General features: G+C 70.6%; 13 protein-coding genes and 1 pseudogene. 11 read left to right on the top strand and 3 right to left on the bottom strand.

Features of this window, described 5'->3' with window-relative positions:
• The first annotated feature begins 149 nt into the window (after positions 1–149).
• The 9 genes from SM418_RS22420 (at position 150) to SM418_RS22380 (ending at position 12,383) form a co-directional block, all read left to right on the top strand.
• Positions 150–1,562, top strand: coding sequence for an amidohydrolase (locus tag SM418_RS22420; RefSeq protein WP_371943026.1), 1,413 nt, complete (start codon positions 150–152; stop codon positions 1,560–1,562).
• Between the two features lie 252 nt (positions 1,563–1,814).
• Positions 1,815–2,876 (top strand): BMP family lipoprotein, encoded by a 1,062-nt coding sequence (locus SM418_RS22415; protein ID WP_371942850.1) that lies wholly within the window; start codon positions 1,815–1,817, stop codon positions 2,874–2,876.
• Between the two features lie 132 nt (positions 2,877–3,008).
• On the top strand, positions 3,009–4,571 hold the full coding sequence (locus SM418_RS22410; RefSeq protein WP_371942849.1) for an ABC transporter ATP-binding protein: 1,563 nt from the start codon (positions 3,009–3,011) through the stop codon (positions 4,569–4,571).
• On the top strand, positions 4,568–5,842 hold the full coding sequence (locus SM418_RS22405; protein ID WP_371942848.1) for an ABC transporter permease: 1,275 nt from the start codon (positions 4,568–4,570) through the stop codon (positions 5,840–5,842). The genes SM418_RS22410 and SM418_RS22405 overlap by 4 nt, the downstream gene beginning before the upstream one ends.
• Positions 5,839–7,194, top strand: coding sequence for an ABC transporter permease (locus SM418_RS22400; RefSeq protein ID WP_371942847.1), 1,356 nt, complete (start codon positions 5,839–5,841; stop codon positions 7,192–7,194). The genes SM418_RS22405 and SM418_RS22400 overlap by 4 nt, the downstream gene beginning before the upstream one ends.
• A 5-nt stretch (positions 7,195–7,199) precedes the next feature.
• Complete coding sequence (locus SM418_RS22395) at positions 7,200–7,604, top strand: cytidine deaminase (RefSeq protein WP_371942846.1); 405 nt, start codon at positions 7,200–7,202, stop codon at positions 7,602–7,604.
• A 3-nt stretch (positions 7,605–7,607) separates the two neighbouring features.
• Positions 7,608–8,882: a thymidine phosphorylase gene (locus SM418_RS22390; protein ID WP_371942845.1), complete on the top strand. Its 1,275-nt coding sequence runs from the start codon at positions 7,608–7,610 to the stop codon at positions 8,880–8,882.
• A 112-nt stretch (positions 8,883–8,994) separates the two neighbouring features.
• A complete protein-coding gene (locus SM418_RS22385) occupies positions 8,995–10,404 on the top strand; it encodes a serine/threonine-protein kinase (protein WP_371942844.1) in 1,410 nt (469 codons plus the stop codon).
• Positions 10,405–10,532: 128 nt separating this feature from the next.
• Entirely contained in the window at positions 10,533–12,383 is a 1,851-nt protein-coding gene (locus SM418_RS22380) for a Xaa-Pro dipeptidyl-peptidase (protein ID WP_371942843.1), read from the top strand.
• A gap of 156 nt (positions 12,384–12,539) precedes the next feature.
• On the opposite strand, the gene SM418_RS22375 is transcribed toward SM418_RS22380, so the two are convergent.
• Both SM418_RS22375 and SM418_RS22370 read right to left on the bottom strand, forming a co-directional pair.
• Positions 12,540–12,842: a hypothetical protein gene (locus SM418_RS22375; RefSeq protein ID WP_371942842.1), complete on the bottom strand. Its 303-nt coding sequence runs from the start codon at positions 12,840–12,842 to the stop codon at positions 12,540–12,542.
• A gap of 104 nt (positions 12,843–12,946) precedes the next feature.
• A complete protein-coding gene (locus tag SM418_RS22370) occupies positions 12,947–13,174 on the bottom strand; it encodes a hypothetical protein (RefSeq protein WP_371942841.1) in 228 nt (75 codons plus the stop codon).
• 150 nt (positions 13,175–13,324) lie between these two features.
• Here SM418_RS22370 and SM418_RS22365 point away from each other — a divergent pair, with 150 nt between their 5' ends.
• Complete coding sequence (locus tag SM418_RS22365) at positions 13,325–14,143, top strand: helix-turn-helix domain-containing protein (RefSeq protein WP_371942840.1); 819 nt, start codon at positions 13,325–13,327, stop codon at positions 14,141–14,143.
• A complete protein-coding gene (locus SM418_RS22360) occupies positions 14,140–14,352 on the top strand; it encodes a DUF397 domain-containing protein (RefSeq protein WP_371942839.1) in 213 nt (70 codons plus the stop codon). The genes SM418_RS22365 and SM418_RS22360 overlap by 4 nt, the downstream gene beginning before the upstream one ends.
• Positions 14,353–14,427: 75 nt before the next feature.
• Here SM418_RS22360 and SM418_RS37970 read toward each other — a convergent pair.
• Positions 14,428–14,543: pseudogene (locus SM418_RS37970) on the bottom strand (IS30 family transposase); the annotation flags it as partial.

Below are 14,543 nucleotides of genomic sequence, written 5' to 3'. Positions count from 1 at the left end.
GCGGCGCGCGCCGGAGGGGCGGCGCGGGCCGGGCCGTGAACCCGAAGACGCCGGAGAGCGAACAGATCGCAGAGGCAGAGAACGTTCCCGAGAACGAGAACACCATCGGGCGGGCGCCGTTCGGCTCCGCCGTCGCGCAGGGGGCGCAGATGACACATCCGGGACCCGGGGTGATGCCCGGCCTTGAACCACCCACCGCCGCCGACCCCGTGGACCGGGACGCCGGTTCCGACGCCGCGCGTCTCAACGGAGCGGTCAACGGGCCGGCGGCAGGCGCCCCGGCGGTCCCCGGCCGGGGCCACCCGATCGTGCCCGCGGTGCTCGGCGGCGCCGTCCTGCAACCGCAGCTCGACGCGTTCCTGGCCGCGCACGAGGACGAGCTGATCGCGTTCCGCCGCGACCTGCACGCCCACCCCGAACTGGGCTACGCCGAGCACCGGACCACCGCGAAGATCGCCGAGCGGCTGCGCGCCGCGGGCCTGCACCCGGTGGTCCTGCCCAAGGGCACCGGCCTGTTCTGCGACATCGGCCCCGCCGACGGCACCACGGTCGCGCTGCGCGCCGACATCGACGCCCTCCCGCTGCAGGACGAGAAGGAAGGCGTCCCCTACCGGTCGACGATCCCCGGCGTCGCGCACGCGTGCGGCCACGACGTCCACACCACGATGGTGCTGGGCGCGGGGCTGTTCCTCGCGCAGCAGGCCGAGGCCGGGCTGCTGCCGGGCCGCGTCCGGCTGCTGTTCCAGCCCGCCGAGGAGACCCCCGGCGGTGCGCTCGACGTGATGGCCGCGGGCGGCATCGCGGGCGTGGACCGCGCGTTCGCGCTGCACTGCGACCCCCGCATCGAGGTCGGCCAGCTGGGCCTGCGCACCGGACCGATCACCGCGGCCTGCGACAAGGTGTACGTGAAGGTCACCGGCCCCGGCGGGCACACCGCCCGGCCGCACCTGACCGCCGACCTCGTGTACGCGCTCGCCAAGATCGTCACCGAGCTGCCGTCCGCGCTGTCGCGGCGCGTCGACCCGCGCTCCAGCCTGTCGCTGGTGTGGGGGCGCGTCTCGGCCGGGTCCGTCGCCAACGCCATCCCGGACGACGGAATCGCCGAGGGCACCGTCCGCTGCCTGGACGACGAGGCGTGGCACCGCGCGCCGGAGATGATGAAGGCGCTGCTGCAGTCGGTCGCCGCCGCCTACGACGTGGAGGCGTCCCTCGAATACGTGCGGGGCGTCCCGCCGACCGTGAACGAGGCGGCCAGCGTGCAGATGTTCCGCGACGCCGCCGCGCAGGTCATGGACGAGGAGGGCGTCGTCCCGACCCCGCAGAGCCTCGGCGGCGAGGACTTCGGCTGGTACCTGGAGTCGATCCCCGGCGCGCTCGCCCGGCTCGGCGTCCGCACGCCCGGCTCGCCGGGCGAGTACGACCTGCACCGCGGCGACTTCGACGTCGACGAGCGGTGCGTCGCGGTCGGCCTGCGGGTGCTGAGCGCGACCGCGCTGACCGCGCTGTGGGAGGGCGGCCGTCCCGGCGACGCCGAGCCGATCCAGGGCGCGGCCCTGGCCTGACTCTCACCACGGCGATCACCCAGTGTGATCCTCGTCCCCCACCGTTTCCCACGTGCCGCGATGCGTCCGCGAGCCGACCCGAGACACGGGCGTCGCCGCTGACCTGTGGCGATATGCGTACGCATTGGTAACGGACGCATTGCGAATCAGTGCAGGGCGGAAGTTTGCCCTCTTTCGCGGGGTAGCGTCCGATCGATTTCGGTGACCGGACCGGTCGCCGGACCGTGGGTGGGGAACGGAAGGAGCGCTACCTTGCGCCGTGGACTGAAGACTTCGCTCGTCACCGTGACGGGTGCGGCGCTGCTGCTCAGCGCTTCCGCATGCGGTGGCAAGAAGGCGGACGACGATGGAGGGGCCGGCGAGGGCGGCAAGAAGGCCCTCAAGATCGGCCTGGCCTTCGACATCGGCGGCCGCGGTGACCAGTCCTTCAACGACTCGGCCGCCGCCGGACTGGACAAGGCCAAGAAGGACCTGGACGTCAAGACCGAGGAGATCTCGGCCAAGCCGGACGAGCCGGACTCCGACAAGGAGTCGCGCCTGCGGCTGCTCGCCAACAAGAACTACAACCCGATCATCGGGGTCGGCTTCGCCTACACCGCCTCGATCAACAAGGTCGCCAAGGACTTCCCCAACACCAAGTTCCTCGTCGTCGACGCCGACCAGTGCAAGGTCGAGGGCGCGAACGTCAGCGGCGCCTGCTTCGCCGAGGAGCAGGGCTCCTTCCTGGTCGGCGCCGCCGCGGCGCTGAAGTCCAAGAGCGGGACGATCGGGTTCATCGGCGGCGTCAACGTGCCGCTGATCCACAAGTTCTGGGCCGGCTACGAGGCAGGTGCGAAGCAGGCCAAGCCGGGCATCAAGGTCCTGCCGCCCAAGTACCTGACGCAGCCGCCGAACTTCAACGGCTTCAAGGACACCGGGCTCGGCAACGAGGCCGCCAAGGGCCAGCTCGACCAGGGCGCGGACGTCATCTACCACGCCGCGGGCGGCGCCGGCATCGGCGTCATCAAGACCGTCGGCGCGGCCGGCAAGTCGGCCATCGGCGTCGACTCCGACCAGTACAACCAGCCTGCGGTCGCCGGGGTGAAGCAGCACATCCTCACCTCCATGGTGAAGCACGTGGACGTCTCGGTGTTCGACTTCGTGGAGAGCGTCGCGAAGAACTCGTTCAAGGCGGGCACCACGACCTACGACCTGAGCAACGACGGGGTCGGCTACTCCACGTCCGGCGGCGGCGTCGACGACATCAAGGCCAAGCTGGACGAGCTGAAGGCCAAGATCGTCAGCGGCGAGATCAAGGTCCCGACGAAGGCCTGACCCGGCGGTCCGGGAGTGCGGGAACCCACCCGCACGGTGACGTGGGGCCGGCCTTGTCGGCCCTGACCGCGCACCGGGAGTCACCTGGACGGGTGGCTCCCGGTGCGGCGGCGCGTCCGCCCTGTACACAGCATGTTCGAGGCAGGAGGGGCACTCGTGCCTGACCAGGTGCCGGCCGTACGGCTGACATCGATCACCAAGCGGTTCCCCGGAGTGGTGGCCAACCGCGACATCGACCTCGTCATCGAGCGCGGCGAGGTGCACGCGCTCTGCGGCGAGAACGGCGCCGGCAAGTCCACGCTGATGAAGATCCTCTACGGGATGCAGAAGCCGGACGAGGGCACCATCGAGGTCGACGGGGAGCAGGTCTCCTTCCGTTCCCCGGCCGACGCGATCGGCCGGGGCATCGGCATGGTCCACCAGCACTTCAAGCTGGCGGACAACCTGACCGTGCTGGAGAACGTGGTCCTCGGCGCCGAGCCCCGCGGCAAGGGGCTGCGGCGCGGCCGGATCGACTTCGCCGCCGCCCGCGCCAGGATCGCGGAGATGTCGCGGGCGTACGGGCTGCGCGTCGCCCCGGACACGCTGGTGGAGGACCTCGGCGTCGGCGAGCGGCAGCGCGTGGAGATCCTCAAGGTGCTCTACCGGGGCGCCCGCGTGCTGATCCTGGACGAGCCGACCGCCGTGCTCGTCCCGCACGAGGTCGAGGAGCTGTTCGGCAACCTGCGGGACCTGCGCGCCGAGGGCCTCACCGTGCTGTTCATCTCGCACAAGCTGGACGAGGTGCTGACCGTCGCCGACACCATCTCGGTGATCCGGCGCGGCACCACCGTCGCGACCCGGATCGACCCGCGGGAGGTCACCTCCCGGCGGCTGGCCGAGCTGATGGTCGGGTCCGAGCTGCCCACCCCCGAGCTGCGCGAGTCCACCGTCACCGAGGACGTCCAGCTGGAGATCGGCGGGCTGACGGTGCTCACCGGCGAGGGCCGTCCGGTGGTGGACGGCGTGTCGCTGCGCATCCGCCGCGGCGAGATCGTCGGGCTGGCCGGGGTCGAGGGCAACGGGCAGAGCGAGCTCATCGAAGCGATCATGGGCACCCGCAAGGCGGACGCGGGGACGATCGTCTACGGCGGCGACGACATCACCCAGTGGGCGACCCGGCGGCGCCGCGAAGCGGGCATCGCCTACATTCCCGAGGACCGGCACCGGCACGGCCTCGTCCTGGAGGGGACCCTCTGGGAGAACCGGATGCTGGGGCACCAGACCCAGAAGCCGAACGTCCGCGGCCCGTGGGTCGACCGGCGCGGCGCCCGCCGCGACACGACCCGGATCGTCCGCGAGTACGACGTCCGGACGCCGGGCATCGAGGTGCCCGCCGCCGCGCTGTCGGGCGGCAACCAGCAGAAGCTCATCGTCGGGCGGGAGATGTCCGGCGACCCGCGCCTGCTGATCGCCGCGCATCCGACGCGCGGCATCGACGTCGGCGCCCAGGCCGCCATCTGGGACCATCTGCGGCAGGCCCGCGCGGACGGGCTGGCCGTGCTGCTGATCAGCGCCGATCTTGAGGAACTCATCGGAATGTCCGACACCCTGCACGTGATCCTGCGGGGACGGCTGGTCGCGGAGGTCGATCCGCGGACCGTCACCCCCGAGGAGCTCGGCTCCGCCATGACCGGCGCGGGCGGCGCCTCATGACCGGCACGAAGGAACCGGAACTGCCGGAGGAGCCGTCGAAGGCGGCGTCCGGCGGTGACACGTCCGGCGCTCCCGGCGGTGAGGCGCCCGGTCCGGCGGGGCCGGAGACGGTGCCTTCCTGGAAGGCGATCCTGCGCGGGCTGGGCCCGACCGGGCTGGGGCTGAAGATCGGCGCGCCGGTGCTGGCGCTGCTGATCTCGCTCGGCATCACGATGATCCTGCTGCGGGTCACCGGCGCCGACCCGATCAGCTCGATCCAGAGCATGATCGACTACGGGACCACCGAGAACTCGATCGTCGACATCGTCAACCGCGCGACCCGGTACTACCTGTCGGCGGTCGCGGTCGCGATCGGCTTCCGGATGGCGCTGCTGAACATCGGCGTGGACGGCCAGTACCGGATGGCCGCGTTCCTCGCCGCCGCGCTCGGCGGCGCGCTGACGCTGCCCGCGCCGTTCGGCCAGATCCTCGTCATCGTCGCCGCGATGGTCGTCGGCGGGCTGTGGGCCGCGATCGCGGGCGTGTTGAAGGTGACCCGCGGGGTCAGCGAGGTGCTGTCCACGATCATGCTGAACGCGATCGCGACGGGCCTCATCGCCTACCTGCTGAACGACAAGCGGCTCGCCGATGTCCTGCCGGGTAGCAACAAGGTCGCCACCGCGCAGATCCCCGAGTCGGGACGGGTCGGGTCGCTGAACGGCTTCTTGTCCTCGATCGGCATCGACCTGCCCGGCGACGTGTACGGGCTGCTGCCGCTCGCGATCCTGGTCGGCATCGCGTTCTGGGTCGTCATCAACTACACCCGGTTCGGGTTCGACCTGAAGATCTCGGGGCTGTCGCCGTCCGCCGCGCAGGCCAGCGGCGTCAACGCCCGCCGCATGATCGTCTACACGATGATCGCGTCCGGCGTGGTGGCCGGCCTGATCGGCATGCCGGAGCTGCTCGGCGCCTCGTTCGAGTACTCCCAGAACTTCCCGGCCGGGCTCGGCTTCACCGGCATCACGGTCGCGCTGCTCGGCCGCAACCATCCGGTCGGCATCGCGCTCGCCGCGCTGCTGTTCGCGTTCCTCGACCAGACCTCCGACATTCTCCAGGAGGTCGAAGTGCCGAAGGAGATCGTCGGGGTCATGCAGGGCGTGGTCGTGCTGACCGTCGTCATCGTGTACGAGCTCGTCCGGCGCTGGGAGATCCGGCTCCAGCAGCGCACCGTCGCCGCCGAGCTGGCCACCGGCAACGATCTGGCCCGCGAGGCCGCTGGGAGCGCCTCATGAGCGCCGTGACCACGCCGGCCCCCGTCAAGAAGGCCGTGAACGGCAAGTTCCGGCTGCGCTGGCCGCACTACCTGCTGATCGCCTCCGGTCTGCTGGTGCTGCTGTCGCTGGTCCGGGTGATCGACGACGCCGAGCCGGTGACCTCCAGCGGGACGGTCAGCGCCTCGCTGCGCCTCGCCGTGCCGATCTTCCTCGCCGGTCTCGGCGGGCTGTGGTCCGAGCGGTCCGGCGTGATCAACATCGGCCTCGAGGGCATGATGATCCTCGGCACCTGGACGGGCGCCTGGGCCGGCTACCAGTGGGGCCCGTGGATCGGCGTCCTCGCCGGGATCATCGGCGGCGCGCTCGGCGGGCTGCTGCACGCCATCGCGACCGTGTCGTTCGGCGTCGACCACATCGTGTCCGGTGTCGCGATCAACATCCTCGGGCTGGGGCTGACGCAGTTCCTCGCCGGCCTGATCTTCGACACGGGCGAGGCGAAGGCCCTCGGCGGCGGCCCCCGGCAGTCGCCGCCGGTCGATCCGATCACGACGTTGACGCTGCCGGTGCTGTCCGGCGGCAAGCTGGGCGGCTGGGAGAGCCCCGACTGGCTCGGCTCGCTGGAGAGCCACCACTGGTTCCTGGTCTCCGACATCGCGGGCATCCTGCGCGGGCTGACCAGCGACATGTCGCTGCTGACGCTGGTGGCGCTGCTGCTGGTCCCGCTGAGCTTCCTGATCCTGTGGCGGACGCCGTTCGGTCTGCGGATCCGCTCCTGCGGCGAGGACCCGTACGCCGCCGAGTCGCTCGGCGTGCAGGTGTACCGGATGAAGTACGCCGCCGTGATCATCTCCGGGGCGTTCTCCGGCCTGGCGGGCGCGTTCCTCGTCATCGTCGCCGGCGCGCTCTACCAGGACGGCCAGACGAACGGCCGCGGCTTCATCGGCCTCGCCGCCATGATCTTCGGCAACTGGCGTCCCGGCGGGCTGGCCGCGGGGTCGCTGCTGTTCGGCTACACCGACGCGATGAACGTGCGCGGCGGCGGGCAGTCCGTCCACGCGCTGCTGCTGTTCGTGGCGATCCTGCTGATCGGCGTCGCCGTCTGGCAGGCGATCAGGGCGAACCGGCTGCGCGGCCAGGTGGTCACCGACCTCGGCCGCCGCGAGGTCCGCAACGCCTACCTCGGCGCCGTCCTGTCGCTGGTCGCGGCCGCCGGGCTGCTCAGCTGGTTCCTGCTGAGCGAGATCGTCCCCGGTGAGCTGGTCTCCTTCACCCCGCACCTGACGACGCTGCTCGTCCTGGCCTTGGCCAGCCAGCGGCTCCGGATGCCCGCCGCCAACGGGCTGCGGTACCGGCGGGGCGAGGCAAAATAGCCGGTATGGAGATCGACTGGCCCGCCCTGCGCGACGCCGCGCGGGAGGCGATGACGCGCGCGTACTGCCCGTACTCGGGTTTCCCGGTCGGCGCCGCCGCGCTGGCGGACGACGGCCGGGTCATCACCGGATGCAACGTCGAGAACGCCTCCTACGGGGTCGGGCTCTGCGCGGAATGCTCGCTCGTGTCAGCGCTGCACGGCCCCGGCAGGTCGAAGCGGCCGCGCCTGGTCGCCGTGTCGGTGGTCGACAAGCACGGCGACCCGGTGATGCCGTGCGGGCGCTGCCGCCAGCTCCTCTGGGAGCACGGCGGCGCGCCGATGCTGCTGGAGACCGCCCGCGGCATCCTGCCGATGTCGGACGTCCTGCCGGACGCGTTCGGCCCCGACGACCTGATCGAGAGGGCGTGACCCGTGGACGCCATTGACGTCATCCGCGCCAAGCGCGACGGCGGGGCGCTGAGCCCCGCGCAGATCGACTGGGCGGTGGACGCCTACACCCGCGGCGCGATCGCCGAGGAGCAGATGTCGGCGCTCGCGATGGCGATCCTGCTGAACGGCATGACCCGGGCCGAGGTGGCGCGCTGGACGGAGGCGATGATCCGCTCCGGCGAGCGGATGGACTGGTCGGGGCTGGACCGTCCGACCACCGACAAGCACTCCACGGGCGGCGTCGGCGACAAGATCACGCTGCCGCTGGCGCCGCTGGTGGCCGCGTGCGGCGCGGCCGTCCCGCAGCTGTCGGGCCGCGGCCTCGGCCATACGGGCGGCACGCTCGACAAGCTGGAGTCGATCCCGGGCTGGCGGGCGTCGCTGTCGAACGCGGAGATGCTCGACGTCCTGCGCTCCGCCGGAGCGGTGATCTGCGCGGCGGGCGGCGGCCTGGCCCCCGCCGACCGCAAGCTCTACGCCCTCCGCGACGTGACGGGGACCGTCGAGTCGATCCCGCTCATCGCCTCCTCGATCATGTCGAAGAAGATCGCCGAGGGGACGGGGGCGCTCGTCCTGGACGTGAAGGTCGGCTCGGGCGCCTTCATGAAGACGGCGGAGAACGCCCGCGAGCTGGCCGAGACGATGGTCGCGATCGGCACCGACCACGGCCTGCGCACCGTCGCGCTGCTGACGGCCATGGACCGCCCGCTCGGCAACGCGGTCGGCAACGCCGTCGAGGTCGCCGAGTCGGTCGAGGTCCTGGCCGGCGGCGGCCCGTCCGACGTGGTCGAACTGACGCTGACCCTGGCCCGCGAGATGCTCGCCGCCGCCGGGCTCACGTCGACGGACCCGGCCGACGCCCTGAAGGACGGCTCGGCCATGGACGTCTGGCGCCGCATGATCACCGCCCAGGGCGGCGACCCGGACGCGCCGCTGCCGTCCGCCCGCGAGACCCACACGATCACGGCCCCGTCCTCGGGCGTGCTGACCCGGCTGGACGCCTACGGCGTCGGCGTCGCCGCCTGGCGCCTCGGCGCCGGCCGCGCCCGCAAGGAGGACCCGGTGTCGTTCGGCGCGGGCGTGATCTGCCACGCCAAGCCGGGCGACACGGTCAGCGCGGGGCAGCCCCTCCTCACCCTGCACGCCGACGACGAGGAGCGTTTCGCCCGAGCCCTGGAATCCCTGGACGGCGCCTACGAGATCGAGGAGGGCGGAGTCCCGTCCCTCCACCCGCTGATCATCGACCGCATCGCCTGACCTGGCCGGGAGACCCCACCGATGCGTCGTCGGGCCTCCGTGGCTCCCGGCGTCTGAGATGATCTCAATTCGGGTCGATCAGACATGGATGTTCCGGTGAGGGGAGCCGCCGGTGGAGCCGCTGAGACAGGACGCCACGCGGCAGGAGGCGGCAGCGGGGACGCGGGTGCTGGCCGGCCGGTACCGGCTGGTGTCACTGCTGGGCCGCGGCGGCATGGGCGCGGTCTGGCGCGCCCACGACGAGAACCTCGACCGCGAGGTGGCGGTCAAGGAACTGCGCCTCCCCGAGCAGCTGGACGACGCCGGGCGGCAGACCTGGATCGCCCGGCTGGACCGGGAGGCGCGCGCCGCCGCCCGGCTGAGGCATCCGGGGATCGTCACCGTGCACGATCGCGTCACCGGCCCGGACGGGCGGCCCTGGATCGTCATGGAACTGGTGCGCGGACGTTCCCTGGACGACCTGCTCAAAGCCGAGGGGCCGCTGCCGCCCAGCCAGGTCGCGCAGATCGGACTGCGGGTGCTGGACGCTTTGCGGGCGGCCCACCAGGCGGGCATCACGCACCGCGACATCAAGCCCGCCAACGTCCTGCTGGAGGAGGACCGCGTCGTCCTGACCGACTTCGGCATCGCCGCCGTCGAGGGCGACGCGACCCTGACCGCGACGGGCGCGGTCCTGGGCACTCCCGCCTACATGTCACCCGAGCAGGTACACGGTGAGGAGGTCACGGCCGCCTCTGACCTGTGGTCACTGGGAGCCACTCTCTACACCGCGGTGGAGGGACGCCCTCCGTTCGGGGGTGCGGGCACCGGGGCGGTCTTCGTCGCCATCGCCACTAAGGACCCCGAGCCGCCGGTGCGCGCCGGCCCGCTGGAACCGGTGCTCAGAGCGCTGCTGCACCGTGTTCCGTCGCAGCGCCCGACCGCCGCCGAGCTGCACACCCGGCTCACCGCGCTCGCCGAAGACCGGCCGGCCGGGCCGCCGACCGTCCCCCAGCCGCCGGACCCGTCGCGGCGTCCGGCCCGCCTCCGCAAGGGGAAGGCCGTCCGCCTGGTGCTCGCCGTGGTGGCCACCGTCCTGGCGCTCGGCCTCGCGGTGGTCGCGGCGGCGTTCATCGAGGACCGGTGGCAGGAGGCCCGCAAGGATCGGGAGCACGCGCGCTTCGAAGCGAACAGGCGACTGGCCGAAAAGATGACGTCGATCCCCGGGAAGGTCGTGCGAATCGACCAGTCCAACGAGGCGGGCAAAGCCTATGTCGAGTCGGAACTGTGCGACGACGCCAGCTTCTCCCGCAACGAATGCGACGTGGACGGCATGGTCACCGCCGTCGGCAACTGGCTGCGGGCACAGCCCAACGTGAAATCGGTGTACTTCGACGGTCCCAAGAGCAGGTGCGAGGAGAACCCCGGCTGCGAGTTCACCGTCACGACCGACGGCCCGCCGAAGCTGAACCAGGTCCAGATCTACACCCAGTACCTGTCGGAGCCCGAGCGGTCGATCGTTCTCGGTTTCCAGGTCGGTTGACGGGTCGGCCCCCGCACGTGGCGAGGCGGGCCCCCGCTGCGAACCGCTTTGTTAACAATCACCGTTGACGGGGGCTATGCCCGCTCTGGACGCTGATCAGGTTTCTGTCAGCCTTCAGGGAGCGGACGTTGAGACCATCACTCCTGCCCGTAGCGGCACTCGCGGGCCTGGCCGGCCTGGTCGCCGGCACACTGCCCGCGCACGCCGACACCGAACCTCCCCACATCGTGGTGAAGGACGGCAAGACGCAGCCCACGTTCTCGTTCGCGGACGCCATCCGGGAGAAGGTGTTCGTCGAGACCGACGTGGACAGTGACGGGGACGGCAAGCGCGACCGCGTGTCCGTCTACATCACCCGTCCCAAGGAGACGGACGGCCGGCTCAAGGTCGCCTCCATCCTTGAGGGCAGCCCCTACTTCGCGGGCACGCAGGACCCGCCGTACCACCCGGCCGACGTCACCGACTACCCGCGCCTCGCCCCGTGGACGCCGCCGCCAGGCCCGCCCGGTGCGACGAGCTACTCGCGCGTCTACTACGACAACTACTTCGTCTCCCGCGGCTACGCCGTCCTCGCCGCCGACACCCTGGGGACGGGCGACTCCGACGGCTGCCCCACCGCCGTCGGCCCGAACGAGACGAACGGGATGAAGTCCGTCGTCGAATGGCTCACCGGCAAGGCGACGGCCTACGACGCGAACGGCCGCGAGGTGCGCGCGAGCTGGTCGACCGGCAACGTCGGCATGGCGGGCAAGTCCTACGACGGCACGCTGCCCCTGGCCACCGCCGCGACCCGCGTCCGCGGCCTCAAGACCGTCGTCTCCATTTCGGGTGTCTCCAACTGGTACGACGAGTACCGCGCCAACGGCGGCGTCGTCGCTCCGGACGGCTGGGAGGGCGAGGACCTCGACCTGCACGCCAAGGCCGTCCTGACCCGCCGGGACCCGGCCGTCTGCGCGCCCGTCATGCACGACCTCGAAAAGAAGATGGACCGCGTGACCGGCGACTACAACCGAACCTGGGACGAGCGGAACTTCGCCGAATCCGCGCCGCACTTCCAGGCCAGCGTCTTCATGACCAGCGGTCTCGCCGACTGGAACGTGAAGCCGATCCAGATGTCCCTGCTCTGGGACGGCCTCAAGAAGGCCGGCGTCGACCGGAAACTGTGGATACACCAGGCCGCACACGACGAGCCCTTGGACGTCCGCCAGAGCGTGTGGCTCGAAACGCTGAACCTGTGGTTCGCGCATGAGCTCTACGACGTGCGCAACGACATCATGCGCCAGCCCCGCGTCGACCTGGAGCGAACCCCCGGCAACTGGGAGACGCACAAGGACTGGCCGGACGCCTCCGCCCGTCCCGTCCGGCTGGGCCTGTCGTCCGCCGGACTCGGAAAGCACGGGAACGGCACCGCGCAGATCGTGGACGACCCGTCCCGCAGGGCCGAAGACCTGGCCGCCGACCCCGGCAGCGCCGACCCGAACCGGCTCGTCTACCTGACCCCGGAGCTGACGAAGGCGACCAAGCTCAGCGGCACCGCGCAGATCAAGCTCCGCGCCTCCCTCGACGGCCGATCGCCGTACCTGTCGGCCGTCCTGATCGACTACGGCACCGACGAGCGCGTGTCCGGCTTCGTCCCGACGTCCGACAGGTGGTGCTACGGCGACTCGATCCCGAGCGACGAGGGCTGCCGGACCGTCCGCAAGTACACCACCGGCGTCAGCCCCTTCAAGATCGTGACGCGCGGCTGGACGGACGTCCGCAACCGCGACTCCATCTGGCGCAGCACACCCGTCAAGGCGGGCAAGGAGTACACCTTCACCTGGCCGATGCAGCCGTACGACTACGTCTTCAAGAAGGGCCACCGCATCGGCCTGATGCTCCTCGCCACCGATCACGCCTACACCCTTCGCTACCCGGCGGGCACGAAGGTCAAGGTCGACCTGCACGACACCACCCTGACCCTGCCCCTGACCCCCTGATCCTCTGACCGGACGGCCCCGTCGCACCCTTCACCAGCGGCGGGGCCCGTCCGCCTTCCCGGCTCCCGGCGAGGAAGCCGAAAAACCACCCGGTCGCCGTGCAGGAACCCCCGAGCAGGACGACCTGGAACGCGAGCGAACCCAGCTCTCCCGCGCTCACGCGTCCCCCAACTCGCCGACGAGCCGCGCGATGACGCCCTCGACGTCCCGCACCGGTGCGAACAGTCGTCCGTCCGCCCAGGTGAACCACCATCCCGACCGGACGTAGTCGCACCCGACCTCGACCCTCGCCTGGGACGGCCCGATGACGCTCACCCAAGCGACACCGCGCCGCACGACGACCTCACACGCCAGCTCCTGCCGCGCCTCCACACCGGCCCGCAACGCGTCCAGGTGGGCATGCCGGTCGTTGCGCCTGGTGGCGAGGACACCGGTCGCGCTGTGCTTTCCCGCGGTCATGTCTTCTCCTTTCGTGGGACGGCGCGGCCGGTGAGCCCGGGGGGACGTCCACCGGCCGCGCCGCGCTCGTAGGGCGATGGCGGGACGCGCCACCGCCGCGCGCATCAGCGGGCCCGGACCTGCGCCTGCTCGGCCTGCTGGAGCAGCGCTTGACGCAGCAGAGGCGCGGTGGGGAACATCAGCGTCGGCTCGACGCCCACGCGTGGGTCGTGCAGGCTGGCGACCCACTCGCCCAGCCGGCCGTCCTGCTTCACGGCCCGCCAGATCCGCCACCCGCCGAAGTCGTCCCGCAGCCGCCCCAGTTCCTGCTCATCCCGCTCGCGCGCATCCATCCGGAACCCTCTGATCGCTCGCCTTGACCGATTGGTGTGACCACCTTCACACGGTCGGCTACGCTGAGAAATGGACCGAGTACTACCTGCAATGCACCACAGGCAAGATCGATCGCACCCGCCCCCCGGGTGCAGTCCCCGGAGGTCGAGATGCCCGCCAAATCAGAGCCTTACGAAGCCCCCGCCATCGTCACGTTCGCCAAGGAAGTCGAGTTCCGCCGGACGCAGGCCGGGCTCACCAAGAAAGAACTCGCCGAGAAACTCGGCTTCGCCGACTCCTACGTCGGCCAGGTCGAGTTGTGCAAGAACCTGCCGTCCGAAGAGTTCGCCGCCGCCCTCGACACGTTCTTCAAGACGGACGGCCTGTTCCTGCGCCTGCTGGAACGCATCAACGAAACCCGCCACCTCGCCATCCTCCCGCCGGGCTTCCCGGAGTATCTCGGCTACGAAAAGAAGGCCAGCCACCTCCGCATTTTCAGCACTAACCTGATCAGCGGCCTCTTCCAGACCGAGGCATACGCGACCATGGTGATCAGCGGCATCATGGGATCGGCCTCCGAAAGGCTCGTCGCCGAGCGTATGGAACGGAAGGCGATATTCGATAGATCAGACCCTCCACACACATTCCTCATACTGGACGAGGGTGTCATCCGTCGAAATGTAGGAGGCCAGGAGGTGATGCGCGATCAACTCGCTGCTCTGCTGGAAGTAGGGCGCCGCAAGAGAACTCAGGTCCAGATCGTGCCGTATAGCGCGGGATATCACGCGGGCTTGACGGGGAGCTTTATTCTCCTCGGCTTTGAGGATGGGCCGGAAGTCGCCTACACAGAGTCCTCGGGGGAGGGGATGCTGCTGAAGCAGCGCGACAGGGTTGCGCTGCAAGTCGTAACGTGGGATCTGGTCCAAGGCCACACGCTCTCCGCCAAGGAGTCGTTGGCCATGATCCAACACACGATGGAGCAGCTATGAGCACCTCAGAGGTGTCGGGCAGCCAGTGGCGGAAGAGCAGCCGGAGCGGACACCAGGGTGGTGAGTGCGTAGAGGTCGCGACTTTCGCCCCGGAGATCGCGGTGCGGGATTCCAAGGACCCGGACGGTCCGCGGTTGGCGTTCGGTGCCGCTGAGTGGCGGACGTTCGCGCGTCGGGTGAAGGCGAACGAGTTCGACCTGAACGTCTAGTGCGGTGTCCACGAACGTCGACCAGGTCGCTACTTCGTTGACTTGCGGCGTGTTGTTGCTTCCGGCGCGGCGATGTCAAGCGGCTGTTGCAACGAGGTACTCGTTGAGTGTTTGGGCTGGGGTTTTCCAGTTCAGGGTGTGGCGGGGGCGTCCGTTGAGCTGGCGGGCGATCTCGTCGAGGTCGTGCTGGG

Origin of the sequence: Actinomadura chokoriensis, assembly GCF_041463665.1 — a bacterium.
Lineage (GTDB): Bacteria > Actinomycetota > Actinomycetes > Streptosporangiales > Streptosporangiaceae > Spirillospora > Spirillospora chokoriensis_A.
Note: the sequence above shows the minus strand (reverse complement) of the source record. Positions and strands in the feature narration are given on the sequence as shown.

Bases quoted from the DNA above. Each gene is read 5' to 3' on its own strand.
- SM418_RS22420 (WP_371943026.1), top strand. From the start codon at position 150: ATGACACATCCGGGACCCGGGGTGATGCCCGGCCTTGAACCACCCACC.
- SM418_RS22410 (WP_371942849.1), top strand. From the start codon at position 3,009: ATGTTCGAGGCAGGAGGGGCACTCGTGCCTGACCAGGTGCCGGCCGTA.
- SM418_RS22405 (WP_371942848.1), top strand. From the start codon at position 4,568: ATGACCGGCACGAAGGAACCGGAACTGCCGGAGGAGCCGTCGAAGGCG.
- SM418_RS22400 (WP_371942847.1), top strand. From the start codon at position 5,839: ATGAGCGCCGTGACCACGCCGGCCCCCGTCAAGAAGGCCGTGAACGGC.
- SM418_RS22395 (WP_371942846.1), top strand. From the start codon at position 7,200: ATGGAGATCGACTGGCCCGCCCTGCGCGACGCCGCGCGGGAGGCGATG.
- SM418_RS22375 (WP_371942842.1), bottom strand. From the start codon at position 12,842: ATGACCGCGGGAAAGCACAGCGCGACCGGTGTCCTCGCCACCAGGCGC.
- SM418_RS22370 (WP_371942841.1), bottom strand. From the start codon at position 13,174: ATGGATGCGCGCGAGCGGGATGAGCAGGAACTGGGGCGGCTGCGGGAC.
- SM418_RS22365 (WP_371942840.1), top strand. From the start codon at position 13,325: ATGCCCGCCAAATCAGAGCCTTACGAAGCCCCCGCCATCGTCACGTTC.
- SM418_RS22360 (WP_371942839.1), top strand. From the start codon at position 14,140: ATGAGCACCTCAGAGGTGTCGGGCAGCCAGTGGCGGAAGAGCAGCCGG.